The sequence below is a fragment of the Paenibacillus sp. MMS20-IR301 genome (genome assembly GCF_032302195.1).
In the GTDB taxonomy this organism is placed as follows: domain Bacteria; phylum Bacillota; class Bacilli; order Paenibacillales; family Paenibacillaceae; genus Paenibacillus_AQ.
Genome location: NZ_CP135275.1, coordinates 2,337,316 through 2,363,969 on the forward strand (window position 1 = coordinate 2,337,316; position 26,654 = coordinate 2,363,969).

Annotated in this window: 25 protein-coding genes, 1 pseudogene and 1 riboswitch; of the genes and pseudogenes, 11 read left to right on the forward strand and 15 right to left on the reverse strand. The window is 55.8% G+C overall.

Features of this window, described 5'->3' with window-relative positions; genetic code table 11:
- Nucleotides 1-2: 2 nt before the first annotated feature.
- On the reverse strand, nucleotides 3-215 hold the full coding sequence (locus LOS79_RS10350) for a hypothetical protein (RefSeq protein WP_315419047.1): 213 nt from the start codon (nucleotides 213-215) through the stop codon (nucleotides 3-5).
- A 263-nt stretch (nucleotides 216-478) separates the two neighbouring features.
- Between LOS79_RS10350 and LOS79_RS10355 the strand changes: the two genes are divergently transcribed.
- Nucleotides 479-1,159 (forward strand): TIGR00266 family protein, encoded by a 681-nt coding sequence (locus LOS79_RS10355; RefSeq protein ID WP_315419049.1) that lies wholly within the window; start codon nucleotides 479-481, stop codon nucleotides 1,157-1,159.
- A 38-nt stretch (nucleotides 1,160-1,197) separates the two neighbouring features.
- On the opposite strand, the gene LOS79_RS10360 is transcribed toward LOS79_RS10355, so the two are convergent.
- Together LOS79_RS10360 and LOS79_RS10365 are read right to left on the reverse strand one after the other, a co-directional pair.
- Nucleotides 1,198-1,788 (reverse strand): TetR/AcrR family transcriptional regulator, encoded by a 591-nt coding sequence (locus LOS79_RS10360; protein ID WP_315419052.1) that lies wholly within the window; start codon nucleotides 1,786-1,788, stop codon nucleotides 1,198-1,200.
- A 192-nt stretch (nucleotides 1,789-1,980) separates the two neighbouring features.
- Nucleotides 1,981-2,454 (reverse strand): ferric iron uptake transcriptional regulator, encoded by a 474-nt coding sequence (locus LOS79_RS10365; protein ID WP_315419054.1) that lies wholly within the window; start codon nucleotides 2,452-2,454, stop codon nucleotides 1,981-1,983.
- A 215-nt stretch (nucleotides 2,455-2,669) separates the two neighbouring features.
- Between LOS79_RS10365 and LOS79_RS10370 the strand changes: the two genes are divergently transcribed.
- Nucleotides 2,670-3,245, forward strand: coding sequence for a hypothetical protein (locus LOS79_RS10370; RefSeq protein WP_315419056.1), 576 nt, complete (start codon nucleotides 2,670-2,672; stop codon nucleotides 3,243-3,245).
- A gap of 129 nt (nucleotides 3,246-3,374) precedes the next feature.
- Nucleotides 3,375-4,034 (forward strand): annotated as a pseudogene (locus LOS79_RS10375) (S-layer homology domain-containing protein).
- 71 nt (nucleotides 4,035-4,105) lie between these two features.
- On the opposite strand, the gene LOS79_RS10380 reads toward LOS79_RS10375, so the two are convergent.
- The 4 genes from LOS79_RS10380 to LOS79_RS10395 form a co-directional block, all read right to left on the reverse strand.
- Nucleotides 4,106-4,855, reverse strand: a complete 750-nt coding sequence (locus LOS79_RS10380; protein ID WP_315419058.1) for an amino acid ABC transporter ATP-binding protein — start codon at nucleotides 4,853-4,855, stop codon at nucleotides 4,106-4,108.
- 12 nt (nucleotides 4,856-4,867) lie between these two features.
- Entirely contained in the window at nucleotides 4,868-5,536 is a 669-nt protein-coding gene (locus LOS79_RS10385) for an amino acid ABC transporter permease (RefSeq protein WP_315419060.1), read from the reverse strand.
- Nucleotides 5,537-5,608: 72 nt separating this feature from the next.
- On the reverse strand, nucleotides 5,609-6,460 hold the full coding sequence (locus LOS79_RS10390) for an amino acid ABC transporter substrate-binding protein (protein ID WP_315419063.1): 852 nt from the start codon (nucleotides 6,458-6,460) through the stop codon (nucleotides 5,609-5,611).
- A 288-nt stretch (nucleotides 6,461-6,748) separates the two neighbouring features.
- A complete protein-coding gene (locus LOS79_RS10395) occupies nucleotides 6,749-8,257 on the reverse strand; it encodes a DHA2 family efflux MFS transporter permease subunit (protein WP_315419065.1) in 1,509 nt (502 codons plus the stop codon).
- 240 nt (nucleotides 8,258-8,497) lie between these two features.
- Between LOS79_RS10395 and LOS79_RS10400 the strand changes: the two genes are divergently transcribed.
- The 8 genes from LOS79_RS10400 to LOS79_RS10435 all read left to right on the forward strand — a co-directional run bounded on the left by LOS79_RS10400 (nucleotide 8,498) and on the right by LOS79_RS10435 (nucleotide 16,527).
- Entirely contained in the window at nucleotides 8,498-9,124 is a 627-nt protein-coding gene (locus LOS79_RS10400; RefSeq protein ID WP_315419067.1) for a TetR/AcrR family transcriptional regulator, read from the forward strand.
- 69 nt (nucleotides 9,125-9,193) lie between these two features.
- A riboswitch (TPP riboswitch) is annotated at nucleotides 9,194-9,296 on the forward strand.
- A 200-nt stretch (nucleotides 9,297-9,496) separates the two neighbouring features.
- Nucleotides 9,497-10,183: an ABC transporter ATP-binding protein gene (locus LOS79_RS10405; protein ID WP_315419070.1), complete on the forward strand. Its 687-nt coding sequence runs from the start codon at nucleotides 9,497-9,499 to the stop codon at nucleotides 10,181-10,183.
- Entirely contained in the window at nucleotides 10,164-10,940 is a 777-nt protein-coding gene (locus tag LOS79_RS10410; protein WP_315419072.1) for an ABC transporter permease, read from the forward strand. The genes LOS79_RS10405 and LOS79_RS10410 overlap by 20 nt, the downstream gene beginning before the upstream one ends.
- Entirely contained in the window at nucleotides 10,937-11,971 is a 1,035-nt protein-coding gene (locus LOS79_RS10415) for an ABC transporter substrate-binding protein (RefSeq protein WP_315419074.1), read from the forward strand. Before LOS79_RS10410 ends, LOS79_RS10415 begins: the two co-directional genes overlap by 4 nt.
- A 185-nt stretch (nucleotides 11,972-12,156) precedes the next feature.
- The gene (gene thiM, locus LOS79_RS10420; protein WP_315419076.1) at nucleotides 12,157-12,954 is read left to right on the forward strand and encodes a hydroxyethylthiazole kinase; all 798 of its coding nucleotides are present in this window, start codon (nucleotides 12,157-12,159) and stop codon (nucleotides 12,952-12,954) included.
- 28 nt (nucleotides 12,955-12,982) lie between these two features.
- Nucleotides 12,983-13,810, forward strand: coding sequence for a bifunctional hydroxymethylpyrimidine kinase/phosphomethylpyrimidine kinase (gene thiD / locus LOS79_RS10425; protein WP_315419078.1), 828 nt, complete (start codon nucleotides 12,983-12,985; stop codon nucleotides 13,808-13,810).
- Complete coding sequence (gene thiE / locus LOS79_RS10430) at nucleotides 13,807-14,460, forward strand: thiamine phosphate synthase (RefSeq protein ID WP_315419080.1); 654 nt, start codon at nucleotides 13,807-13,809, stop codon at nucleotides 14,458-14,460. Before thiD ends, thiE begins: the two co-directional genes overlap by 4 nt.
- 234 nt (nucleotides 14,461-14,694) lie before the next feature.
- Nucleotides 14,695-16,527, forward strand: coding sequence for an ABC transporter ATP-binding protein (locus LOS79_RS10435; RefSeq protein WP_315419082.1), 1,833 nt, complete (start codon nucleotides 14,695-14,697; stop codon nucleotides 16,525-16,527).
- Between the two features lie 144 nt (nucleotides 16,528-16,671).
- Here LOS79_RS10435 and LOS79_RS10440 read toward each other — a convergent pair whose 3' ends face one another.
- From LOS79_RS10440 to LOS79_RS10475, 8 genes are all read right to left on the reverse strand, one after another.
- Nucleotides 16,672-17,631, reverse strand: a complete 960-nt coding sequence (locus tag LOS79_RS10440) for a hypothetical protein (RefSeq protein WP_315419085.1) — start codon at nucleotides 17,629-17,631, stop codon at nucleotides 16,672-16,674.
- 22 nt (nucleotides 17,632-17,653) lie between these two features.
- A complete protein-coding gene (locus LOS79_RS10445; protein ID WP_315419087.1) occupies nucleotides 17,654-18,364 on the reverse strand; it encodes a pseudouridine synthase in 711 nt (236 codons plus the stop codon).
- Between the two features lie 93 nt (nucleotides 18,365-18,457).
- On the reverse strand, nucleotides 18,458-18,658 hold the full coding sequence (locus tag LOS79_RS10450) for a DUF3934 family protein (protein WP_315422131.1): 201 nt from the start codon (nucleotides 18,656-18,658) through the stop codon (nucleotides 18,458-18,460).
- A gap of 147 nt (nucleotides 18,659-18,805) precedes the next feature.
- The gene (asd, locus tag LOS79_RS10455; protein ID WP_315419090.1) at nucleotides 18,806-19,891 is read right to left on the reverse strand and encodes an aspartate-semialdehyde dehydrogenase; all 1,086 of its coding nucleotides are present in this window, start codon (nucleotides 19,889-19,891) and stop codon (nucleotides 18,806-18,808) included.
- Nucleotides 19,892-20,014: 123 nt separating this feature from the next.
- A complete protein-coding gene (locus LOS79_RS10460; RefSeq protein WP_315419092.1) occupies nucleotides 20,015-21,241 on the reverse strand; it encodes a VWA domain-containing protein in 1,227 nt (408 codons plus the stop codon).
- Complete coding sequence (locus tag LOS79_RS10465) at nucleotides 21,242-23,587, reverse strand: DUF5682 family protein (protein ID WP_315419094.1); 2,346 nt, start codon at nucleotides 23,585-23,587, stop codon at nucleotides 21,242-21,244.
- On the reverse strand, nucleotides 23,584-24,687 hold the full coding sequence (locus LOS79_RS10470) for an AAA family ATPase (RefSeq protein WP_315419096.1): 1,104 nt from the start codon (nucleotides 24,685-24,687) through the stop codon (nucleotides 23,584-23,586). Before LOS79_RS10470 ends, LOS79_RS10465 begins: the two co-directional genes overlap by 4 nt.
- Before the next feature lie 58 nt (nucleotides 24,688-24,745).
- Nucleotides 24,746-26,596 carry a HEAT repeat domain-containing protein gene (locus LOS79_RS10475; RefSeq protein ID WP_315419098.1) on the reverse strand — a complete coding sequence of 617 codons (1,851 nt, stop codon included), beginning with the start codon at nucleotides 26,594-26,596 and terminating at the stop codon, nucleotides 24,746-24,748.
- Nucleotides 26,597-26,654 lie beyond the last annotated feature (58 nt).

Here is a 26,654-nt window from a genome sequence, read left to right on the forward strand (position 1 = left end):
CCTCAGGCAGCCGGCAGATATGCAAAAGGAGCGCCATCCTGAAAGATCCGCTCCTTGTGTTTGATCTTATTCAATTGCTCCCGCTTGCCTGGTGTCTTCCGTACATGCTGGGAAATTGCGCCGTAATCCCCGTTGACCCTGCGGTTTCGTTCAGCACACCAGGTGCCGGAGCGTTCTGCCTGAAGCAGAACTTTTTGTGTCCGAGTACGTGCCATAAGCGACAACACTCCATTTCCATATACATATTCAGCGCCTCACGGCACTGTCAGCTTCATTGTATCATAGCGGCCCTGCTGCTGCCCGGTATAATCAACTATAGGCGTTTATTACCAGGCGGGAGCTTGCAACGTCAACAGTGTATTCAGGCTTCCGGCTTGCAGGATTACGGCCTGTTACAGTATTCTTGATGGGCAAGGAACTGGCGGCAGGCAAAGGATAAATCATTCTCTGCGCACAGCAGAATCAGGAGGAGAAATGTATGAAATACGATGTGCTGTATGACGGAGCCTTCGCTATGCTGAAGGTAGTGCTCGATCCGGGCGAAAGTGTCAAGGCCGAAATGGGGGCAATGGTCGCTATGTCTCCGAATGTGGAGCTGCGCGGAACAGTCGACGGCGGGCTTATGCGCGGGCTCGGCCGGATGCTGAGCGGGGAGAAGTTCTTCTTCCAGGAGCTTACAGCAACGCGCGGGCAGAGCGAGGTGCTGCTGTCACCGGGGGCGATCGGGGATATCCAGGCGATCGAGCTGGACGGATCGTACAAGCTGCTTGTGCAAAAGGACGGCTTCCTGGCCGGAACCCACGGCATTCAGGTCAATACGAAGATGCAGAATCTGACTCGCGGCCTGTTCTCCGGCGAAGGCTTCTTCATCGTTGAGATCAGCGGCAAAGGCACGGTCTTCCTCTCTTCCTTCGGGGCGATTCACGCGATTAATCTCGGGCCGGGCGAAGAGATGATCATTGACAACGGTCACCTCGTAGCCTGGCCGGATTACATGAATTATAAGGTGGAAAAAGCCGCCTCCGGCTGGCTGAACAGCTTAACCAGCGGTGAAGCCCTGGTCTGCCGGTTCCGCGGCGAAGGCGTAATTCTGGTTCAGACCCGGAATCCCGGAAGCTTCGGAACATGGATTAAATCCTTCGTGCCGACAAGGCAATAACAGCGGCAGCACCATGCTGGCCGCAGCTAAGCAACTATTCATGCCATAAGCTTGTCCAAATGGCCGGCAATCAAAGAAATCATATCTTCCGGCGTCACCAGTTCCGGATGAATCACACTATGTACAACCAGTCCGTCCACTAAAGCATGCAGCCGTTTGATTTCCTGCTGCAGATCGAGATCCTTCCTTAACAGATTCACTGCATCAAGATACTCCAGCATCTGGCAGAATCCGCTGTACAGTCCATGGTGCACTTCCCGTTTCAGCGCCTGTATGGCGGGGTCTGCTGCTGCGCGTCCGACAAAAGCCAGCCAGACCTCCGCTTCCGCCCTCCTTTCTTCATCAATCGGCATTAATTCATGGATCAGCCTTTCCACATCCTGACGGGGATTCCCCGTAGATTCAAAGGCCCCGGTCCTCCGGTACACTTTCTCGCTCACAAGTCTCATTGAGAAGGCAAGCAGTTCAAATTGGCTGGCAAAATAATGCCGCAGCGATCCCAGCGACATCCCTGCCTCCCTGGCAACATTCCGCACAGAAACAGCCTCGAGCCCATCGCGCCGGATGATCCTCCAAGCTGCCTCCGCCAGATGATTACGGCGTTCATCATGATCGACTATTTTTGGCATAACGACATTATAGCATGGTCCTCCCCTGCAATTCCCTGCTCCATTAGTCGCATAATATTCCCCACAAAGTGAGGCCATTACATAGAAGCTGACTCAGGTACTTTGCGGGGACCCCAAAAATTCACAATCCTTAGCTATAAAAAAGACGCGGGCTGATCATCAGCCCAGCGTCAGTAGCTACATCCCAGCAGCCTAAGATACTGCCCGGCATTCCCGTTCTCCCTTGCAGCCGTTCCCCTTACAGGTGTTGTATGTGCCTTTGAAATCAAGCCGGTGATCCGTCACACTGAAGCCGTATTCACGGGCCAGCCGCGCTTCCAGCTCCAGCAGCCAGTCCTCCTTAATCTCCTCCAGCTTGCCGCAGACATTGCAAATCAGGTGATGATGCATATGCTCATGATCGTCATCGCGCAGATCGTACCGGGCCACGCCGTCACCGAAATTCATTTTCTCAACAATATGAAGTTCACACAGCAGCTCCAGCGTCCGGTATACGGTCGCCAGTCCCAGATGCGGATAACTGCGTTTAACCAGCATGTATACCTCTTCAACACTTAAGTGATCCTTCTCGTTATCCAGCAGCACCTGCACTATGGCCTCGCGCTGAGGTGTAAGCTTATAATTCTGTGCCGCAAACTGCTGGCTTATATTAGCTACTCGGTTCACCCGGGCTCCCACCTTTTACGGAAGTAATTCTATCTCCGCAGAGTATTAGTAATCGTTACGATATAAGCATAACAAACTTGTCAAGCAATGAAAAGGCCTGACACCACTATGACAACAAGAGATTATTCCGGAGGAGTTCATTTGTGCCTAAGCCGGATTGTACGCTTCCCCATATCTTATATAGACTAAATCTCTTGAAAGTGAGGATGATCCGGATGGCGAAAGTTAGACCTAAGCAGACAGGGCAGCTTGTAACAGGCCGTGTGCTGCGCAGAGTTGCCGCGTCCATGCTGCCGTTCTACCGGAAAATAGCCGGAGACCGCAGGTTCGCCGCAGAATGGACAACTGCCGTAATCTCCGCAGACCTGGATCTGATGGGCAGACTGCTCGCCACGATTCCCGCCCTGGCCGGAGCAGAAAATTACGGAACGAACGGTATCGGCTACTTCATCTCCTTCCCCTTCCCGCTGCCGGTTGCCTTCTATACCAACGGAACTACGATTCCTCCGGGAACGGTGCAGTTCACCTTTAATACAAACGCCCACCGCAGCATTGCCAAGTCCGTAATCCCCCTGTACCGTGAGCTTGCGGTCAGCAGCCGCTTTGCCGAGAGCCTTGCTGCGGCTATCCGCAGGAAGAACAGCCGTGCAGTGACGGCAATGATACGCAGCAGGGTTACAGCTGACTCGCTTAAATCGGTTACGATTGAAGAAAACGGCGTGGCCTTGCTGTTCAGAACCCGGTTCAGCAAATATCCGTACCGCAACCTGTTTTTTCAGGAAATGATGTGAAGACTGCAACCTTTACGGCATCCGGAGCGTCAAAGTAGGCAAGCAGAAGCGGTATCTCCTCCTCTTAGGGACGGTTCCCGCTTCCGGACGGCCAAGCGGCCCAACCTACACATCCGAGGTGGAATTCAAATGAAGATCAAAAAGAGCGCAATTACAGCGGTTACAGCGGCAGCGCTGCTCTCCTTCTCGCTCGGCGGGCAGAGCTTTGCAGCGGCGGGCACATTCAAGGATATCAGCAACGTAACAGGCAAGGATAAAATCAGCTCGCTTAAGGAGTAAGGACTGATTAAAGGCATCTCGGACACCCAGTTCCTCCCCTCCTCCAAGGTTACTGTGGCTCAGGGAATACAGTTCATCTCGGGCGGACTCCAGCTCAGCCTTGCTGCTATTGACTTCAACAAGGCCCCTGTGGCCAGTTCCATTTTCTCCAAGGTAAAGGATAACAGCTGGTATGCTGAAGCCTTCATCAATGCGCACTATAACGGTGTAGAGATTCCTGCGGATATTGACCCGGCGAAGCCGATTACCAAAGAGCTGTTCACGAACCTCCTGATTCAGGCCGTAGAGAAGGCCGGGAATCTGCCGATGATCAATATTGTCCCGGCTGACATTACGGATGCCGACGCGCTGAATCCTTCCTACCAGGGCAGTGTTCAGCGGTCGCTGAAGTACAAGATCAATACGCTGGATGAGAGCGGCAAATTCAATCCGAAGAGCGAGCTTACACGTGCTGAAGCAGCCGTAATGCTCTACAACGCGCTTGAATATCTGAATTCCCCTGCGACATAACTGCAACAAAGACAGCCCGGAATTCCCCTTCCGGGCTGTCTTTCTATGCATCATTGCCTGTGTCCTTCAGCTCACTCTTCACCGCTGAGCCGGTTCAGGAACTGCAGTGCACGCGGATTACGCGTCTGCTCAAGCACCTGCTGCGGAGTTCCCTGCTCCAGAATGACCCCGTTATCCATCAGAATAATCCGGTCAGCCACATCAGCCGCGAATTTCATCTCATGGGTGACAATAACCATCGTCATCCCTTCACGGGCCAGCTGCCTGATTACTTTCAGCACCTCACCGACCAGCTCCGGATCAAGCGCCGAGGTCGGTTCATCGAACAGCAGCACCTCAGGCTCCATAGCCATTGCCCGGGCAATGGCTACCCGCTGCTGCTGGCCGCCGGACAGCTGGTGCGGATACGTATCCGCCTTGTCAGCCAGTCCCACCTTCTCCAGCAGCGCGAGCGCCTTCGCCCGCGCTTCCTCCTTGGACCGCTTCTGCACCGTCACCTGTCCCTCCATTACATTGCCGAGGGCCGTCATATGCGGAAACAGGTTGTAGGACTGGAAGACCATTCCAGTCTGCTGGCGCAGGGCCAGCAAGGAACGCTGCGGGATTTTGACGCCCGGAGTGAATTCAAGCCGGATTTTATTTACGGTCAGCCGGCCCTTGTCAGGAAGCTCCAGCAGGTTGAAGCAGCGCAGCAGCGTTGTTTTCCCGGAGCCGGAAGGTCCGATTATCACCATCACCTGGCCATGCTCGACCGTGAGATCAACACCCTTCAGAACCTCCAGCGGCCCGAAGGATTTATGCAGTTGCCGTATTTCAATCATAGGTCTTCCTCCTTAACCGGCCGAATAACGGTCCAGCCGTTTCTCCAGGTATTTCTGCAGCACCGACAACACCGAACAGAACAGCAGATAGAACAGCCCGGCTTCACAATAGAGCAGCAGCGGTTCGTAGGTTGTGGCTGTGATCTGCTGTGCTTTTCTGAACATCTCCACGTAAGTGATGCTGGCGGCAAGTGAGGTGTCCTTCACAAGACTGATGAAAGAGTTCGATAAGGGCGGTACCGAAACACGGGCAGCCTGAGGCAGAATTACGCGCCGCAGCGCCTGCCCCCGGCTCATGCCGACGGAGAACGCAGCCTCCCATTGACCTTTATGTATGGACAGAATAGCCGCCCGGACAATCTCCGACGAATAGGCTCCGACACTTAGGGTGAAGCCGATAACGGCTGCAATGAACGGATCAAGCACAATCCCGACTGACGGAAGGCCATAGAAAATAATAAACAGCTGCAGCAGCAGCGGTGTTCCACGGATCACCCAGACGTAGAAGCCGGCGATCAGCTTCGGAATCCTCCAGGAGGATAAGCGGACCAAGGCTGTAATTACAGCCAGTGTAAGCCCGAGTACAAAGGAGACCAGCGTCAGCGGAATGGTAAAAGCCACCCCGGCTTTGAACAGAGGCAGCAGTGAATCGAGGAATATTTGTATTTTACGGTCATCCATCTCTCTGACACCCTTCCCGGACAAGCAGGACGGAGACTTCCGGCTCCGCCCCTGTCCATAAGTTACCTGAGCTTATTTCGATACGTCAGCTCCAAAATATTTCTCGGAGATCTTCAGGTACGTTCCGTCACTGTGAATTGCTGCCAGCGCTTCGTTCACTGCCTGAACCAGTTCGTCATTGCCCTTCAGGAAGACAGCTGCACTATGCGAGCCTTCAGCAATCTCATCCACCTGCTTGATCTTGATATCCGGCTTCTGCTTCTTCAGATCCAGGAACGACAAGCCGTCATTAACGGTTGCATCAATCCGTCCGGAGGTCAGCAGATCAATCGCCTGGTTAAAGCCTTCGGTAGATACAATTTCCGCACCGTTGTCGATAGCAATCTGCCCAAGGTTGCTGGTCAGGGACTGGCCGGCTTTCTTGCCTTTCAGATCAGCAAAGGTCTTGATATCCTGGTTGTCTTCAGGTACGATCAGCACCGCTTTGGATACGATATACGGGTCAGAGAAATCGTATTTCTCTTTGCGCTCATCCGTAATGGAAACTTCATTGAAAATGGTATCGAACCGCCCCGCATCCATCCCGGCAAATATGCCGTCCCATTGGGTTTCGATGAACTCCGGTTCCACGCCCAGACGTTTCGTCACTTCTTCAGCAATCTCTACGTCAAAGCCGGTCAGCTTGCCGTTCGCATCATGGAACGTGAACGGAGCATAAGTACCCTCGGTTCCGATCCGCAGCTTGCCGCTGGCCTTAACAGCCTCCAGGCTATTCTGCTCTGCCGGTGCCGCATTATTACCGGCAGCTGCCGTAGGCTCTGCTGCATTCCCCCCGGTTGCTGCACTATTATTATTGTTGCTGCCGCAAGCCGCAACCGCCACCATGGTCAGGAGCAGTACAAGTGTCAGGCTTAATTTCTTCATTAGATTAATCCCCTCTCATCTTTTCTCTTTAGGTCCCGGATGTTCCGGCAAAATGAATAGTAACATCGCCTTACTGCACGCGTCAATACTTTTTCCGATTATTTTTATCGGATTTATATTATTTTGTATTTTTGATAGTTTAGCTTACCCAAATTCCCGGTTATACATCAGCGGACGGGCAGATAATCTGCACGGAGAACCGGGAAATGGCACTGCTGAATATGCAAAACAGCGATCCTCCGGGTAACTGGAGAATCGCTGCTGTATTAAGCGGTTAGCACGCTGCTTCTAGCCGTGCATGATTTCAGGCACCGGCTTGTCCCGGCTGCTTCCGGCTTTGCGTCCCCGGCGCAGCAGCAGTCCGAGCACCGCGCCGCCCAAAGCAACAAAGATCATAATATGGAAGGTATCTGCGAACCCTTGAGCCAGGACAGTCTGCTTAGCCATTGTAAGAGCTTCCTGCGAGGCACTGGCAGTGTTCTGTCCGGCTGCCGCTTCCTGCATCTCCGCTCCGCGCGCTGCAGTTCTGGAGGTTAGAATGGTAACAAGTGTCGACACCGCCAGAGAATTAATGACCTGCTGCATGGAATTCGTGAGCGAGGTTACGCGGTTGACCAGATGGACGGGCGCTTTATTGAGCAGATGGGTGTTCATCGGCATCATCATAAGCCCCATCCCGGCACCGCACATGATTAGCGGAAGAATAAGCTCCCGGCTCTGGGTCGTCAGATCTACATGGGAATACTGGAAAAGCGCCCCGGAGACCAGACTCAGGCCGCAGACGACGAGCCAGCGAACCCCGATCCGGTCGAACAGAATCCCGGCAACCGGCATCATCAGTCCCGAGGCAACGGCCTGCGGCAGCAGCGCCAGACCGGTATCGAAGGCGCCGAACCCGCGCGCCTGCTGGAGAAATTGCGGCAGCAGAAATAACGCGCCGTATAAACCAAACTGGGCAATCCACTGGACGATAATGCCGGTGGTGAAATCAACCGACCGCAGAATCCGCAGCTCCAGGAGCGGGGTCCGGGAACGCAGCTCGGCAATCACAAAGGCAATTAATGCAGCTGCTCCAAGCGCCAAACCGGCCAGTGTCTTGTCTGAAGTCCAGCTGGCAGCGCCTTGACTGACCCCGTAAGTAAGTGAGGCAAAGGCCAGAGGCCCAAGAATCATCCCGAGCTTATCCATTCCGGGGACGCTTGTCCGTTTGGTACCCGGCAGCTTGCGCAATCCGATCAGCACACATATAATGCCAATCGGGATGTTGATCAGGAAGATCCAGCGCCAGGAATGGTACTCCACCAGCCAGCCGGACAACACCGGCCCGATGGCCGGAGCGAACAATACCGGAATTCCCATAATGCCCATCACAACACCGACCTTGCTCTTTGGTGCCAGCCTGTACACATAGGCCATGCCTACCGGGAGCACACAGCCCCCGCCCAGCCCTTGCAGAACACGGAAAGCAATCAGCCATTCTGCACTGCCGGGGGTTGCACACAGAATCGAGCCGGCTGTAAATACAATGACTGCAGTCAGGAAAACCGTCTTCGCCCCGAACCGGTCAGACAGCCAGCCCGACAAGGGAATCACTGAGGCCTGTGCAAGCATATATCCCGTAACAATCCACTGCAGGGTATGCAGATCGGTGTTGAAATCCACTACCAGTCTGGACAATGCCACATTCATTGCAGTACTGTCCAGCACAACCATAAATACACCGAAGATAATCGCCAACAGCGGAACTAGAATGCCGGACAGCCGGAATTCCTCATTCTCCCTTAAGGTCTGATCCATATTTCTGCTCCTCCTGGTCTGTCCGCAGGCTGCGTTGACCGGCGGACAGGTTTGTCTATATAATTGAGATAATCGAGCCATCGGACAACTGTCCGCACTTGCATTTCATAGTCTACGGACAATTGTCCGCTATGTCAATTCATTTTCTTTCGTTTCTGCAAATAGTGCAAAATAGTGCAAATAGAATATCTGTTACTGAAAGGTGATTTCATGAAAATAAACAAACCTGAAACCGGGCTTATGTCAAAAGCAAATACAGAAACTATTACGCCTTCTGTAAAAGAATCCGCTGATCCCTACGTGCAGCGGATTCTGGAAGCTGCCCGCCAGCTGTTCACCGAAAGCGGACTTGAGGCCGTCAGTATGCACCGTATCGCCAAGCGGGCCGGGATCGGCCAAGGCTCCCTCTACCGGCGTTACACGGATAAGGGGGAAATCTGTTCAGCCCTGCTGCTCGACAGCACGGAGCGGTTTCTCTCCGGGATGGAGCAGCAGCTTGCAGCCGGCACAGGCGGGTCATCTTCACTGGCCCGTCTGCAGAGCAGCATTGAGCAGGTAGTAGATTTCATTGAGCAGTATGCTGAGCTGCTGAACATGATCAAATCCGAGTTCACCGGCAAGAAGCAGCTTACCCAGTTTGAGCATCCTTTTTTCCAGCGGCTTGGGCTGATTATGGCTGAGCTGCTGCAGCGTGCATCTGCAGGCGGCGAGATTATCGGGATCGATCCCCGCTTCGCTGCCACCGCCCTCATCTCGGTCCTCAGCCCCGATCTGTATCTCTATGAACAGAAGCGCCACGGCTCTTCCAAGCAGGATATTTCCCGCGGAATTGTCACCCTGTTCGTAACAGGCTTGGCCGGGCGCTGAACAGCAAGGTCTTTACAAGCGGGGAAATTATGGTATATTAAGTAGCAATTACGAATTCAATAGCACCTGTTATTTCACTAGGGGAGTCGGCCGACTGAGACGGAGCTTAAGCTCCGGACCCTTGGAACCTGATCTGGATCATACCAGCGGAGGGAAGTGGAGCAGAATGTATATGCAGTTCCGCATCCGTGCGCAGCTTACTGTACCTTCAAGGCCCATTCATTTCCTCCGGAAATGGATGGGTCTTTCTTGTATTCGTAACGCTATTTCACTTAACCGGGAGGCCAGCTTCAACAGACTATGATTAACATTCATAACTTGTCTTATTCCTTTGATTCTGCACCGGGGAATCCGGTATTCGCCGGCCTCTCAATGAATATCCGACGCGGTGAATTCATCTCTGTCGTCGGCGCCAGCGGCTGCGGCAAAAGCACATTGTTCAAAATTATCGCCGGTCTTCTTGAGCCCGGCGGCGGTGTGCTGTCGCTGCGCGGCATACCTTCTTCTGCCCGGCAGCGGCTTGGTGAGGTAGGCTACATGCCGCAGCAGGATCTCCTGCTGCCCTGGCGGACGGTGCTGGGCAACTGCCTGCTGCCCTGGGAGCTGAACCGCAGCTGTTCCAGGGAAGAAGCTGCCGGCAGGATCCGGGACATGCTGCACCGCTTCGGCCTGGCAGAGGCCGGGAATTGTTATCCGCATGAGCTGTCAGGCGGAATGCGCCAGCGGGCCGCTATGCTGCGCACCCTCGCAGCCGGCAATGAACTGCTGCTGCTGGATGAGCCATTCGGCGCGCTGGATGCCATAACCAAACGCGGACTTCAGCGCTGGCTGCTGGAGTTATGGTCGGAGCTTAACAGGACCGTGCTGTTCATCACCCATGATCTGGAGGAAGCGCTGCTGCTCAGCGACCGGATCTATCTGATGAACGCAGGCGGCGGGGTAGAAGAATTCATCACCAATCTTCCCCGCCCCAGGCCGCATAGCCTGAATTATGAACCGCAGTTTACAGCAATGCGGCAGGAACTGGAGCTGAAGCTGAATGACAGCCAGCTTGCTTAAGAGACTGATAAGGAATTACGCCCCGGCGCTCCTGCTCTCGCTGCTGATTCTCACAGCCTGGGAGATTATAGCCCGCCTGGGGCTAACCCCCTCCTTCATCCTCCCGTCCCCGTCTGCAATCTGGACGGCACTGGCTACAGACCGCAGACTGCTGCTGACGGTTCATCTGCCCGCCACACTGCTTGAGGTTCTGGCCGGCTTCAGCCTGTCAGTAGTCTGCGGCAGCCTGCTGGGTACAGGCATGCATCTGTTCAGACCGCTGGCCAAAGCGCTGTATCCGCTGCTCGTCATCAGCCAGACGCTCCCGCTGATTGCCCTTTCTCCATTGTTCATTATGTGGTTCGGGTACACCTTGTGGAGTAAAGTAGCTATAGTCTTCCTTACGGCATTCTTCCCGGTAGTCGTCGGTACCTATGACGGGCTGGGCAAGAATACGCAGAGCTACAGGGAGCTGATGCTGACGCTAGGCGCGAACCGCCGGCAGATTCTTTGCAAAGTATCCGTTCCGCTGGCACTGCCCTCTTTCTTCTCCGGGCTGAAGCTGTCCGTTGTGTACTCGGTCATCGGCGCTACACTCGGGGAATGGCTCGGAGGCAGCCGGGGTCTGGGTTACTTCAGCCGGAGAATGGCCGGCAATCTGCAGAGTGCCGAGATGTTCGCTGCTATTGTTATACTGTCCGCACTTGGTATTGCAATGTTTCTCTGCATTGCCGGTCTGGAAACGATATTACTGAAGAAAAGAGGCCGTTATTCATGAATTCCCCTGTCATTTCCGGAAAGAAAGCCTGGCTGCCCTATATCCTGCTACTCTCTGTTCTGCTGGTTCTGCCGGGCTGTTCCGGCAATACCCCTCCGGCGGCTTCCGGCTCCACTGCTCCCGAAGCCGGACCCCCACGCAAATTGACCCTGATGCTCGACTGGTATCCGAACGCCGTCCACAGTTTTTTGTATGCGGCACAGAGTCAGGGCTATTTCGCGGAAGAAGGGCTTGAGGTCGAGATCCGGATGCCTGCAGACAGCAATGACGCCTTGAAGCTGGTGGCAGCCGGACAAGTCGACCTTGCTCTCAGCTATCAGCCGCAGGTCCTGATGGCCAGAGGGGAGCAGATTCCCGTGAAATCTGTCGCCGCTCTGGTAAGACACCCGCTGAATCATCTCATGGTTGCCACAGGCAGCGGGATTACCCGGCCTAAGGAGCTAGCCGGCAGACAAGCCGGCTATTCTTCCATTCCGCTCTATGAGGCCATGCTGAACACAATGGTCAAGCACGACGGCGGCGATCCGTCATCCCTGAAGCTGGTTGATGTCGGATTCGAGCTGGTTCCGGCCCTGTCTACAGGCCGTGTTGACGGAATCATGGGCGGCTTCATAAATCATGAGCAGCTGATTCTGGAGCAGGAGGGGGATCCTGTCCGCTCCTTCAATCCCGTAGATTACGGGGTTCCGGATTATTATGAGCTGGTGCTGGTTGCCAGTGAACAAGGGCTGCAGGACTCGCAGGGCTATTTCCAAAGCTTCGTAAATGCCATGCGCAAAGGCCAGCAATTCGTTCAGGCCCAGCCGGAGCAGGCGCTGAAGCTGCTGCTGGCGCATCAGGATGACACCGCACCGCTTGATCCGGCAATAGAGCAGCGCAGCCTGGAGATTCTGCTGCCGCTGATGGACTCCGGAAGCCTGCCTTTCGGCCATCAGGATACATCTTCGTGGGAGAATGTCCGCAAGTGGCTGAGCGATAACGGTCTGCTGGCGGCGGATGTGGACAGCGCAGATGCATTTATTAATTTCTAGTGGTGGTTTTGCGGAGTCATTCAAGGAAGCTTATGCTATCAAACTCAAAGCACATGCTTACGAAGCCAGTTTGCGGAGTCATTCAAGGAAGCTTATGCTATCAAACTCAAAGCCAATGCTTACGAAGCCAGTTTGCGGAGTCATTCAAGGAAGCTTATGCTATCAAACTTATAGGAGGAATAATCATGTCATTTATAACGAAGGTACGGCAGGCGAATCCGCTTGTACATAATATTACGAATATCGTGGTGGCCAACTTCACCGCGAACGGGCTGCTGGCGCTGGGGGCTTCCCCCTTCATGGCGGATGCACCGGAAGAGGTAGCAGATGTAGCTGCAATGTCCGGCGCCGTCGTGCTGAATATCGGCACGCTGAATGAAGCTGCCATCGCAGCGATGATCACTGCCGGGCAGGCTGCGAACCGGCACAAGGTGCCGCTTGTCCTCGATCCGGTCGGTGCCGGAGCTACGCCATACCGTACGGAAGTGACTGCAAAACTGCTGGAGGTGCTGCAGCTTACCGCTCTGCGCGGCAATGTGGCTGAAGTAGCCAATGTGGCCGGAGAGCAGTGGAGCAGCAAAGGTGTGGATGCCGGGGAAGGCGAAGGCGACGTAATCGCTTTGGCGGTCAAGGCTGCGCGGAAGCTGAACTGCGTAGTCATTATTACCGGCAAAGAAGATATCATCTCGGACGGTACCCGTACCTATATCGCCAGTAACGGACATTCCATCCTGACCAAGGTTACAGGAACCGGCTGTCTGCTCAGTGCTGTGGTCGGGGCTTTTCTGGCCGTAAGCGGCGGGGATGCCCTTGAGGCTGCTGCCGAAGCCCTCTCCTTCTACGGGGTTGCTGCCGAACTTGCTGCTGAAGCGGCAGAAGGCCAGGGTCCCGGCAGCTTCCAGACCGGCTTCCTTAATCAGCTGGCCCTGGTGACACCGGAGATCTACAGCAGCCGGTCACGCCTGCAGCTGCTCGTACAATGAACCTTGTAACTACAAAGGAGCTTACCCGATGACAAATACCCGCACAGCATTGACGATTGCCGGCTCCGACAGCGGCGGCGGCGCAGGCATTCAGGCCGATCTGAAGACCTTTCAGGAGCTCGGCGTATACGGAATGTCCGCGCTTACTGCAGTCACCGCCCAGAACACCCTCGGAGTTCAAGCGGTATACCCGCTCAGCCCTGAAGCCGTCGGGACGCAGTTGGACTCAGTCGGCAGTGATCTGCCGCCGGATGCCGTGAAGACCGGCATGCTGTTCAGCAGTGAGATCATCATTACAGCAGCCCGGAAGGTACAAGAATACGGCTGGCAGGACCGGCTGGTCATTGATCCGGTAATGGTCGCCAAGGGCGGGTCTCCGCTGCTGCTGCAGGAAGCTGTGCAGGCCCTGATCGCTTCCCTGCTTCCTCTGGCACAGGTGCTGACCCCTAACCTTCCTGAAGCTGAGATTCTGACCGGGATGAAGATCGGCAAGATGAATGACAGGGAACAGGCAGCACGGCTGCTGTATCAGATGGGACCGCAATATATCGTTCTGAAGGGCGGACATGCTCCGGAAGGCAGTGAGGTGGTCGATCTGCTCTATGACGGCCGGGAATTCCAGTATATGACCAGCCCGCGGATCGAGACCCGGCATACGCATGGAACCGGCTGTACTTATTCGGCTGCACTGACGGCCGGGCTGGCGCTGGGCTATAATATGCAGCAGGCTGTTCATACTGCCAAGGCCTTTATCCAGGCGGCTATCGAAGACAGCCTGAATCTCGGGGCCGGCCACGGCCCGACCAATCATTTTGCTTACGGCAAGCGCCGCAGCTTAAGGGGGGACCAGCCATGAGCCGGATTAGCCGGGAGGACATGCGCAGCCTCCTGCAGGTCTATTTCATTGCCGGCAGCGTGAACTGCCGCCGGTCTCCGGCCGATACCCTGTCAGCAGCGGCAGCCGGAGGCATTACCCTGTTCCAGTTCCGCGAGAAAGGTGCAGGAGCACTTACCGGCTCTGCACGGCTCGAGCTGGGTGCGCAGCTCCGGCACATCTGCCGCGGGCACTCCATCCCGTTCATCGTGAACGATGATCTGGAGCTGGCGTTGGCCCTGGATGCGGACGGCGTCCATGCCGGCCAGGATGATCTGCCCGCTGCCGAGATCCGCCAGCGGCTTGGCGGGCAGAAGATCATCGGCGTATCCGCCCATAATCTTGCGGAAGCGCAGCAGGCTATTGCTGACGGAGCTGATTATCTCGGAATCGGTCCGGTGTATCCCACTTCCTCCAAGGAAGATGCGGAAGCCGTTCAAGGGACCGCTGTCATTGAACAGCTCCGCAGCAGCGGCCTTCAGATTCCGCTTGTCGGCATCGGCGGTATCACCCTGGACAATGCTTTGCCGGTGCTCAAGGCTGGAGCGGACGGAATTTCCGTCATCTCCGCTATTGCCGGGGCAGCAGATATCGCTGCCGCTGCCGGTAACTTCAGGCGTCTTATGACTTAAGTTACCGGCAGCGCCGCAGAGTAACCTGATCAAGCTTTGCCCGTTTCTACAAGCACCCGCAGCAGGCGTGAAGCGCCGTTACTGCGGGTGCTTTTTGTGAATCCAGAAGAATCTCCCGGTCTTAACATTTACTTCCGGAAGATTCAGGCGTATAATCGTCAGGGCTTTAATCCGCGCCTGAGCGGCCGGAGAGCCATTATGAATACCCACTTCAGATAAAGCTGGTGATGTATAATGTCCAGAGGTTTCGGTCCTATGGGGTTCGGCGGGCCCGGGCACGGCAAATTAAAATTCGATGATGATGAAGCACAGCCGGAAATCTCCAAGGCACTGCTGCTGCGGATCATCCGGTACTTCCTGCCTTACTGGAAGATGACCCTGCTCGTGATGCTCGTGCTGGGCATTTCGGCTGTGCTCGGGCTGCTTCCGCCGATTCTGATCCAGCAGATTATTGACCGTGCGCTCCCTGACAAGAATCTGCAGCTGCTGGTCCTGCTTGTACTTGCCTCGCTTGCTACCACCGTAGTGTCAGGCCTGCTGGGTGTACTGCAGAATTATTTGAACTCTTTTATCTCGCAAAATATTGTCCATGATATGAAAAACCAGATGTACCGCCATCTGCAGAGCATGCCGCTGTCCTTCTTCTCGGGTGTCAGACAAGGCGAGGTCATCACCCGTATGACCAGTGATATCTCCGGTATTCAAGGAGTATTTAACAGCACGATTGTTAATTTTGCCAGCAATCTGTTCATTCTCGTCTCTACGGCAGCAACCTTATTCTTCATGAACTGGAAGCTCGCCCTGCTGGGTGTGCTTGTGATTCCCCTCTTCATCGTGCCGACCCGCAAAATGGGCAATGTACGCTGGAAGCTCGCCAAGGAAACCCAGGAGAAAATCTCCGAGCAGAATCAGATCATCCAGGAAACGCTCAGTCTCAGCGGCTATATGCTTATGAAGCTGTTCACCAGGGAAGAAGCGGAGCTGTCCGCCTTCAGAACAGTCAATGCCCAGGCTACACGCCTGCAGATCCGGGAATCGATGGCCGGCCGCTGGTTTATGATGGTGCTCACCACCTTCACCAGTATCGGTCCGCTGCTGATTTACTTGTACGGGGGCTACTTATTCATTCAGGGAGAGCTGACGATCGGGGCTATTATTACCTTTGTCGCATTGCTGGGCAGACTATACGGGCCCGTACTGCAAATGACCAATCTGTATGTGGATGTGAAGCGTTCAGTGGCGCTGTTTGAGCGGATTTTTGACTATTTCGATATGGACCCGCTGATTACCGATCAGCCGCTGGCACTGCCGGGCAATGCCGATGGGGCGGACATCGTCTTCGATCATGCAGAATTCGCTTACCAGCCGGGTAAACCGGCTCTGCGGGGAATTTCGTTCACGGCGGCCGCCGGATCACTGACTGCGCTTGTCGGGCCCAGCGGAGCGGGCAAAACCACCATCACCAACCTCATTCCGCGGCTCTATGAGCTGGATTCAGGTGCCATCCGCATCGGCGGCACGGATATCCGGGAGTTCACGCTGCAATCGCTGCGCTCGCAGATCGGTCTGGTCACCCAGGATACTTATCTGTTCAACGGAACCATTCGGGACAATCTGCTCTATGCCAGTGCCGGAGCAACTGAACCTGAAATAATTGCCGCCTGCGAGGCTGCGTACATCCATGATTTCATTATGAAGCTGCCTGACGGGTACGACACCATGGTCGGCAACCGGGGAATCAAGCTGTCCGGCGGGGAGAAGCAGCGGATCTCCATCGCCCGTGTGCTGCTGAAGAATCCGCCCGTTATTATTATGGATGAGGCTACCTCTTCGCTGGATACTGTGTCCGAGTATTATATCCAGCAAGCAATGCACAAGCTTCTGCAGGGCAAGACCAGTATCGTCATCGCCCACCGCCTTTCGACCATTATGGCTGCCGATACGATTCTGGTTATTCAGGACGGGGCTATCGTGGAGTCAGGACCGCATGAATCGCTGCTGGCGGAGCACGGCGTGTACAGGGACTTGTATAATAAGCAGTTTCTGGCCAACGGGCCGGCTACCTGAGTTCCGCTACGTACGGTTACAGAGCAAGTCCGGCAATTTTGTCAAAAAAAAGGGACACCCGGCAGCTGTGAACCAGCTGACCGGGTGTCCCTTTCGTGCTATGAGCAAGGCAACCTCACACCTTAACTCTATTATCTCCACAGATTACTTCGAAGTCCGCAGCGGCTTCAGCTTCCCCATCCATCCGGCAATTTCTCCGGCAGTCCCGCTGTTCTGCAGAAGCTTCTTGTACTCGTCGACAAAACCCCCGTCTCCGGCACGCTGCCCGGCCCATTCGTAGAACTCTTCAAACCGCGAGAGGGCAACACTACGCTGGCCCAGAACCAGATATGCACTCAGCAGGCTCTCGAACGTTGTCTCTGAGGGATTATTCTTATAATCCAGCTCCTTCAACTGCAGCTGTTCTTCCGCATATTGCTCCGTACGGGGGATGTCCGGTACATACTGTGTTCCTTGCAGCTCATACACAGCATATAGCGCTGGCCCGAGCGGAGTCTGCCCGAAATACGGGCTGGCCACCAGATCCTCCTCACCGTCCTGATCGGTATCCTCATACTGCAGCAGCACATTATCATTGACCGTCACCTGCATGGCACCGTCAATTTCCTCCACCACGATGAAGGCAGCTTCAGGACGGTTATCCGCCAGTTCAAACAGGAAGGAGGCCCGGTTATTCTGAATCAGCGCTTCTGCCCACAGTTCATCTTCCTCACTCCAGATGTACCCGCCTTGGGTGGAAATGTCAGCCCGCTTGCTGTCAAAGACAATGTCCCCGTTCTTCACAATCGCAAACTGCGTAAAAGCGAAATCCCCCTTATTCCAGTAATATACTTCGTAGACCTGCCCATTCAACTGAACCGCATCCATATGTACGAATCCTGAATACTTGTCTGCAATCTCCGGTGAAACCTCCGGTAATTCTTCTTCCAATCCTTCAGCGGCCGGCACATTAACGCTGTTATTCTCCTGTCCCCCGGCTGGTACAGCCGTCGCTTCCGAAGATACTGCTGTCCCTGACGGCTGTACAGCTTCCGTCTCTCTTTTGCCTGTTCCTGAGCATCCCGCTATAACCGCTAACGCTAAAAGTAAGCTTAATATTCGCATTTGATCCTCCTGAAGATTTTGTTCACACCTCACCCGGCTGCTCTTCCAGTCTCCTGTGCAGCTCCGCCAGCTCGTCACCGGTAAGATGCCTCCATTGCCCTTGCGCCAGCCCCTCGAGTGTAAGATGCATAATCCGCACACGCTCCAGCCGGAGCACACGGTATCCCAGCGCTTTGCACATCCGGCGGATCTGCAGATTCAGTCCCTGGGTTAAAATAATCGCAAACTCCTTATCCGAGATCCTGCGTGTGAAGCACGGCTTGGTCCGGGTATCAAGAATCTCTACACCTTCAGACATCTCCTGCAGAAAATCATCCGTCACCGGCTTATCTACAGTAACATGATATTCCTTCTCATGCCCATGCTCGGAACGCATGATCCGGTTAACAATAGCTCCATCATTGGTCATAAGCAGCAGGCCCTCCGACTGCTTGTCCAGCCGTCCTACGGCAAAGATCCGCGACTTGTAACCCACGAAATCAACAACATTCCCTTCCACCTGCGGGGCAGCAGTACAGGTAATTCCCGCCGGTTTGTTGAGTGCCAGATAGACCCGGTCTCCGCGGTCCGGACTTAATATAGTCCCGTCAACCGCTACAGTATCCCCGGGCTCAACCGTGGCCCCCGCTCCGATGACAGCCCCGTTAATGGTGATCCGGCCCGCCGCAATCAGGCGGCTTGCCTCCCTGCGCGGGTACACACCCGTTTCACTGATATATTTGTCAATTCGCATCTGTCGTCCTGCTTTCCTGCTGCAAATAATAAAGAACACCTGATTCCTGTACAAATCAGATGTTGCTGTATTGATGTATGGGACATGGCTGCCTTATTTGCCGCCTCCGGTTTTGTTCACGCTGCCGCCTTTGGCTGCACCTGTACCTGCCCCTGCTCCGGCACCTTTAGTCCCCCGGCTGCCGGGTGGTCCGCTCTTTGCCGGTTTTACAGGCTTCGCTGTTTTGTTCCAGCGGGTCCAGCCCTTGCTTCCGGTACCTCTGCCTGTACCGCCGCCTTTGCTCTTTGCCACAATATCACTCCGTCATGTATTCAGTTATCGTCATGCATTATTCTATCTTACCATTAAACCTGTCCCAATGTCAGGTAAAACCGCAAACAACCTGCACAGGAAATACCCGGCAGGCTGTGTTACGGCAGTAATATATAGGGCTCGCAATCCTTATTTAGGCTGAATATAGCCCTCTGCTTTGAGCAGCTCGGCAATCAGAACCGCTCCGCCCGCAGCACCTCTGACAGTGTTGTGGGACAGGCTGACGAACTTGTAGTCATACAGTGAATCTTCACGGAGCCGGCCCGCGGAAATCCCCATGCCATGCTCAATATCACGGTCCAAGCGGGTCTGCGGACGGTTCTCTTCCTCGAAATAAGTGATGAACTGCTTAGGCGCACTCGGCAGCCCCAGCTGTTGCGGGCGTCCCTGGAAGCTGTTCCAGCGTTCCAGAATCTCTTCCTTGGAAGGCTTCTGTTCAAAAGAGGCGAATACCGCGGCCATATGGCCGTCAGCTACAGGTACACGGATACACTGTGTTGTGATTACCGGCTGCTCGCTTTTGACAATCCCCTCATCCGTTACCTTGCCCCAAATCCGCAGCGGCTCCTGCTCACTCTTCTCTTCTTCACCGCCGATGAACGGAATGACGTTATCCACCATATCCGGCCAATCGGCAAAGGTCTTGCCTGCTCCGGAAATCGCCTGGTAAGTCGTCACTACAACCCGCGAAGGCTTGAAGTCATGCAGCGCATGCAGAGTAGGCATGTAGCTCTGAATGGAGCAGTTCGGCTTAACCGCGATGAATCCGGTTTCTGTTCCGAGACGTTTACGCTGCTGGGCAATAACCTCAAGATGCTCCGGATTAATCTCAGGAATGACCATTGGAACGTCCGGGGTCCAGCGGTGCGCCGAGTTGTTGGAGATAACCGGAGTTCCGGTGCGCGCGTAAGCTTCTTCCAGTGCCTTGATTTCTTCTTTCTTCATATCAACTGCACAGAAGATCAGATCGACATCCGCTGACACTTCCTCCACCTTGGAGGCATCCTGTACCATGATGCTCTTAACAGCTTCAGGCATAGGGGTGGCCAGCTTCCATCTGCCCTGCACGGACTCTTCGTACGTCTTGCCTGCGGAATTCGCGCTTGCCGCAATCGCCGTTACCTGAAACCAGGGATGATTCTCGAGTAGTGCAATGAAACGCTGGCCGACCATACCGGTGCCGCCAACAATACCCGCTCTCAACTTACTTGACATAAGAAATTCATTTCCTTTCAGGCAGCGCCTAGCGATAGGTGCTTTTTAATAACCGATTATAAATGATATATGCATGTTACACAATATGTGATTGTAAAGTAAGTGTTTCCTGTTCGCCAGAAATTACCGTGACATCCCCAGCCTTTTCGCCAGCTCACTAAGATCCTGGCCCTTCAGTGCGCCTTCGACCAGAACCGGCAGAAGTGCCGGAGTACAGGCAAAGCACGGGGTTCCGTCCCGGGTAAGCTGGGCAGCCAGCCGCTCATCGTAGGAAGGCTTGCCTTCATCGGAGAGCGCCAGCAGCGTCATCGTCCGCACGCCTGATTCGCGCAGGTCCCGCATCCGCCGGACCAGCCCGGCCTGGTTGCCGTTCTCATACAGATCAGACACGATGATGAACAGCGTCTTCTTCGGCTCTTCGATGAACTGCTCACAGTATTTCACCGACTTGTGAATATCCGTACCGCCACCCAGCTGAATACCGAACAGCATATCTACGGGATCATTCGCACATTGCTCAGTCAGGTCAACCACCTCGGTGTCAAAAGCTACCACACGGGTGCTCAGCGCCGGGATGCTGGCGAAGATGGAGCCGATTACGGATGCCCAGATGACCGAGCTGGCCATCGATCCGCTCTGGTCAATATCGACGATTACCGTCCATTCCTTGCTGCGGCGGGCCCGGTCGAAGTAAAAGAACCGCTCCGGGATGATCATCCGCCGTTCTCCGTCATAATGCTTCAGGTTGCGCTCAATCGTCCGTTTCCAGTCCAGTCCGCTCAGGGAAGGCAAGGGGGAATGCTGCCGCTTGTTCAGCGCTCCGGTCACCGCCCGGCGGATATCCGTCTCCAGCAGCTTGACCAGCTCATCCACGAGTGCCTGGACCAGCATCCTGGCCGTTTCCTTGGTTTTCTCAGGAATTTTGCCCTTAAGCGCGAGCAGCGTTCCGACCAGCTGAATATCCGGCTTCACCGCCGCCAGCAGCTCCGGCTCGAACAGCAGCTGCTTCCAGCCCCTGCGCTCCATCGCATCATTCTGGATCACCGAAACTACATCCTCCGGGAAAAAGCTGCGCACATCCCCAAGCCACTTGGACAGATTAATCGCGGCATGCCCGGAGCCGGAGCCCCTGCCCTTAACGCTTGAGCCTGATTGCCCGTTAGCTCCGCCGGAGCCGCTCTCATTATAGATGGCAGCCAGTGCCGCATCCATAATCAGCTCCTCCTCGCTCAGCATCTGGCCGCCGCCCGGCCCGTAGCCCTGCAGCGCGGTTTCCGCTTCCTGCCCCAGAATCAGCCGCCAGCGGGATAAGGCTGCACCGGGTCCGTTATTCGTTATATGGTCTGCCATCTACAGGTCACCGAAGTCAAAATCATTCAGGTCATCCAGCATTTTGGCTTCCTCCTCCTTCAGCTCACCTGTCAGAATCTCTGCCGCCTGCTCAGTATTCACGCCCCATAGCTCACCCAGCAGCTCGGAGATCATTGTCTTCTCCCGGGAGGAGAAGGTACTGAACGCCCGGCGCAGGAACACCAGGGCACGCTTGAATTCCTCATCATCCAGGGCATTAATATAATCATTCAGCTGCTCCCACAGGCTCATGCGGGACAGCAGCCCGTAACGGTTGCGCATTGACAGCCCTTCGAACCAGCCCGCACCAAGGTCAGCGGGAATCCCGGGCGACAGGCGGCGGGAGACTTCCGCCGCCACCTCTTCGGCCGAGACCGCTGCCCGTTCCATAAGGATCGCGCAGGCGAATCCGGACAGCCGGGCATTGCGGTCATCCCGCTGGGCCAGCTGCAGCAGCTCCTGCAGCCACAGGGTAGTGTCCGCAATTTCATCATGTTCGAGCGAGATGCCGTTCAGCTCGTTCATCGCGCTGATCATCGGCCCGGCTGCTTCATCGTTGCATCCGCTCGCATCCAGCAGGAACAGGCAGCCGCGCCGGAACAGCTCCTCCAGCAGCGGCACAAGCGGGGCGGTATCGACCCTGCGGATATCGCCGAAGCCGATAATCGCTGCCAGCTCGCGTGCAGCCTCTGCAATCGCGACGACATCGCGGCTGTCCACCGCCAGGCTCTGCAGCACCCGGGTGCTCTCCTCCATCTGCGCGGTCATCGCACACTGGCAGGCAATGCGGATCAGGGCCGAAGCCTCGGTAATCGAGTGGCATTCCAGCAGCTTCTCCCGCAGCACATACGCTGCGGCGGTTTCGATGGTCTCCCCGAGCAGAGTGGATTCCACGACCTGAATCTCCACCTCCGGTGACCACTGGATAACCCAATGCTCCCCCCAGGTCGCCCCCTTCTGCCCGCTTGGCACATTGCGGGCGAAGCTGATGCCGAGCAGTACCAGCCGGTGGAACAGCACGGAGCGGTGCAGGTCCAGATACGCCGCCTCACTGCTTGACACCCGGCGGTTCTCCCGGAGATCCAGCGCCAGGTCACTGGCTACGGTGGTCTTATACTTCTCCAGCTTGTAGCGCTTCAGCAGCCGGTTCAGGTCATCCTGAATCGGCGTCTGGCTGACGCCTTCAGCCAGGCTGCCGATGGCTGTGCCGACATCGGCCCGGGCCAGCGGCTCCGCTATAACGCCCAGGTCGCCGTGACCGAGCAGCGTCTGCGCGGCATCATGCAGGTCGCGCAGTGTAGGAGCGCTGCCGCCATGCAGCGCTGCCAGTGACTCGGCCAGCCGGACCGCTTCAATCACTTCAGCAGTTGAGCGGTGTGTTCCGGCGCTGCGGACATACCGCGCCACTGAGGACAGATAGAGATGCGGCAGCTCCGCTGCCCGTCCGGACTCCAGCAGCTCCCACATCATCTGATAGTAATGCGGAGCGGCGTTACCCGCACCGTAGCCGGACATGGTGGAGAGCTTATAGTACGAATATGGCATCAGCGTCAGCTTCGTGCTGCGGGAAGGCAGTGCTGCCAGCTCTTCGTCGCTCATACCAGATGCAAGATCCTCCAGTGCGGCCGCATGATAGGCGCCGCAGATCACAGCGATCTTCTCCGGCTGATGGCCTTCAGCAATCTTCCGCTGAATCTGCCGCCGCATATAAGCTTCGCGCAGGGCATTGTAGGCATACTCACGCGGCTGGTCCGAGCGCTCCCTGATTTCCGACAGCTCGCGCATCCGGGCAGAGAATTCCAGGATAGCTGCCCGGTAGGACCCGCTGCTGGTGTTATGCTCATAATTCCGCTCCCAGTACATCTCGTAATCATGCTCTCCGGCGAGCTGCGCTATCCGGGTATAGACTGATTCAGGCGCCTGCATCTCCTCAACGTCCGGCTCCCCCTGCTCTCCGGCTGCCGGCTTCAGCTCCGGACGGCTTCCGCCATCCTGCCGCAGGGCATCCTGCAGACCAAGGGTGACAGAGGAAGGCAGATCAATGAATTCCGCCTCCGCCCCGTGCTCCTTCGCCCACTGCATGCCCTGGAATTCCGGGGAATACACGGCGAACGGCCATAATACCGTCCGCACGGGCAGGTCTTCGGTAAAGGCCAGGATGGCAACCGGCGGCTTCGTTACATCGTGGGTCAGATGCCGGATCTCGCCGGTCGCATCACTGGGGCCTTCAATCAGCACAGCGGTCGGCTGAAGCTCATTCAGATAGTCCAGCACATGCTTCGCACCGCCCGGAGACAGATGCCGCACTCCGAATATATTCACGCCGGCAGCTGCCGCCCGGCTCACTCGTTCATCTCCTTACAGGCCTGATAGAGCCCGCGCCAGTCTGCACCTTTTTTCTTCATTACATTGTCGAGATATTCCTTCCAGACCAGCTTATCCTTATCGTCATCCTTGACAATGGCTCCCTGGAGCCCCGCTGCCAGATCCCCGTCAGTCAGTGCCCCGTTGCCAAAGCTGGCAGCCAGCGCCATGCTGTTCGTCAGCAGGGAGATCGCCTCCGCTGTGGAGATAACACCCGCCGGCGTCTTGACCTTCTCCTTCTTGTCGAGCGTCATGCCGCTGCGCAGCTCCCGGAAGATGGTAACCACCTTCAGCAGCGCTTCATCTGCCGGAACGGCAGCCTGCAGCTCATAGGAGGCAGCGATTTCGGCAACCCGCTTCTTCACAATGGACAGCTCCGTCTCCAGGTCAGACGGTGCAGGCAGCACGATAATATTGAAACGCCGCTTAAGCGCCGCTGACATCTCATTCACTCCGCGGTCCCGCGTATTGGCGGTGGCAATAATTGAGAACCCCTTGCGGGCGCTGGTCTCCTTGCCAAGCTCCGGTACAGAAATGGTCTTCTCCGAGAGAATGGAGATCAGCGCGTCCTGCACCTCCGAGGCGCAGCGGGAAATCTCTTCGAACCGGGCGATGCCGCCGTCCTCCATCGCCCGCATAATCGGACTCTTCACCAGCGCCTCCGGCGTCGGCCCGTTCGCAAGGAGCATGGCATAGTTCCAGGAATAACGCACATGCTCCTCACTTGTTCCGGCTGTTCCCTGCACAACCATTCCCGAATTGCCATAGATGGCGGCGGCCAGATTCTCCGACAGCCAGGATTTGGCCGTCCCCGGCTCACCGATCAGCAGCAGTGCCCGGTCCGTGACCAGCGTGGCGACAGCCATTTCAATCAGCCGGGTATTGCCGATATATTTCGGGGTAATCACGGTCTTGCCCGCCATGCCCCCCGCAATGAAGGTTAACACCGAGCGCGGCGACATCTGCCATCCTGCCGGAATCCGTCCTGTATCCTCTTTACGGAGGGCCTCAAGCTCCTCCCGGTACAGAACCTCAGCGGGCAAACGCATATAATCCTGAAGCTGACCTTGTTCCATTGACATGTATACCTCTCCTTATCTTACAGATCTATGGTCTAACTGCTGCAGTGAACTGCGGTTCCTATTGCTGCTGCGTATTCCGTAAGCGGTTCAGGATGTATTCCAGCTGCTGCCGGCAATCATATCTGAATTTGGGAAGAATGGCTTCCAGCCTGCTTACATAACCGGAAGGGAAACGCTCCATCAGGCTGAACAAATAGAAATCAAAGACATATAAATTAAAGGTCTTCGTATTCTCCAGCTCTTGCATAAGCAGTTCAAGGCGTTCCGGCTCCGCTGCCCCGGCACGCTCCAGCCCGACGAATAAGTAAGGGATATATTCATTTCTAAGCCGCCCCTGCAGCTCCTGCAGCTTGCCGAGCAGATAACTGCGGGCGCCCGGATGATCCCGCCGGGCAAAGGCACATACCAGATACACGGCATCATGCTGGATGAACCAGTCCAGCCACCGGGAGTCCCATGAAGCGGCAAGCTCAGCTTCCGGACGCAGCTCCTTGACATATTGGCCCCATAATCTCGCAGGCTCCCACGGTGCCTCATAAGTGGAGTGCCGGGTATACATAACCTGCTCCTCAATACTATGGATCAGCAGCTGGGAGCGCTGCGCGGCATCCTTGACATCCTTTTTCACCAAGGATTTCAGCTTATCCATAAACGTTCCGCCAAAGCGGTTAAACAGCTCCTTCGGCGTCATGGTCTGCTGGGCGGCACGGAAGAAATTCGGCAGGAAGCGGACGCTCAGCTTCTCCAGCGCTTCCAGCTCCTCCAGGGCCGCTCCGTCCGGCGTCCCCTCTTTATAGAGAGCCGCCTCTTCAATGAACGGGAACCAGCCCAGCGATGAGAACCGGGGGGATTCCCGGATTACATAGCTGTAGATTTCATCAAGCCGGGTGGTCCGCACCCGGCGCAGCGCGGTTACGAACGGGGAAATATCATTCCAGGCCGCATCCGTCAGCTTCTTGTCGGCATTGTCCCGGGGAGCATTCTGCAGCTCCTCCATGAACAGGTCCGAGAGCCTGGCGGATACTTCCGGGGAAGGGCCGGCTGCCAGCACCCAGGCCACCATCTCACGGTCTTTCTTCTTCCGGAACGCCTCAACCAGCCGGTCTGCGCCCTCCGGTGAACCGCCTGCTGCCAGTGCGGAATAAGCCGCTTCACGGATGCCCTTCTTCTTGTCCGCAGACCACTCCAGCAGTGCAGGCGTGTACTGCTCATGACCTGCAAGCCACTTCATGGCTGCCTTCCTTACTTCTTCACTGCCGCTTTCTGCGGCAGTAAAAATCTTCTCCAGGTAAGCTTCGCCGCCTACCTTGCCAATGACCTCAAGCTTGCGGACTTCAGCGCGCCCGCCCGCCGGATCAAAGCTCTCAAGCAGGTACACGGCAATCTCCGGTCCGTAAGAGGGCAGAATATCCGTCATCGCGAAATCAGCGAGCTCTGAATACGGGTCATTCAAGGCGGACACTGCCAGCGGCAGCAGCCGCAGATCCTGAAATACGCCCGCTTTGAAGGCGTCAATGACGAGCTCATACCTGCCGCTTCCGGTGGTACCCAGTGCCTGCTGCACCGCAGCCAGCTTCCGGTAAGACTGATTCGTCTTCAGGGTAAAGCTCCGGGGAGGCAGAGGTCCGGGGGTTCCTTCAACAGCCGTAATTCCCTGAGTGTAGAGGACGGACTCCAGCAGCAGTGTAAGCTCCTGCAATTGTACGCCCGGCGTTCCTCCTGCTGCTGCCGGTTCAATTAATGAAGCTACTCCTTCACCCAGCTTTTTAAAGACCGGGGAGCGCTCCCCCAGCTGCTGAAACTGCGGCAGCAGCCGCTTCAGGCGGAAATCTCCGGCCGCCAGCTCGCTTCCGGCAATATACAGTCTTCGAAACTCCTGATGCAGCTCCTGTAATAACGCTGTGCTCATGGATTATCCTCCTATATGAGTAAACTTGATATTTTTACTTACCGGCAGACTATTGCTC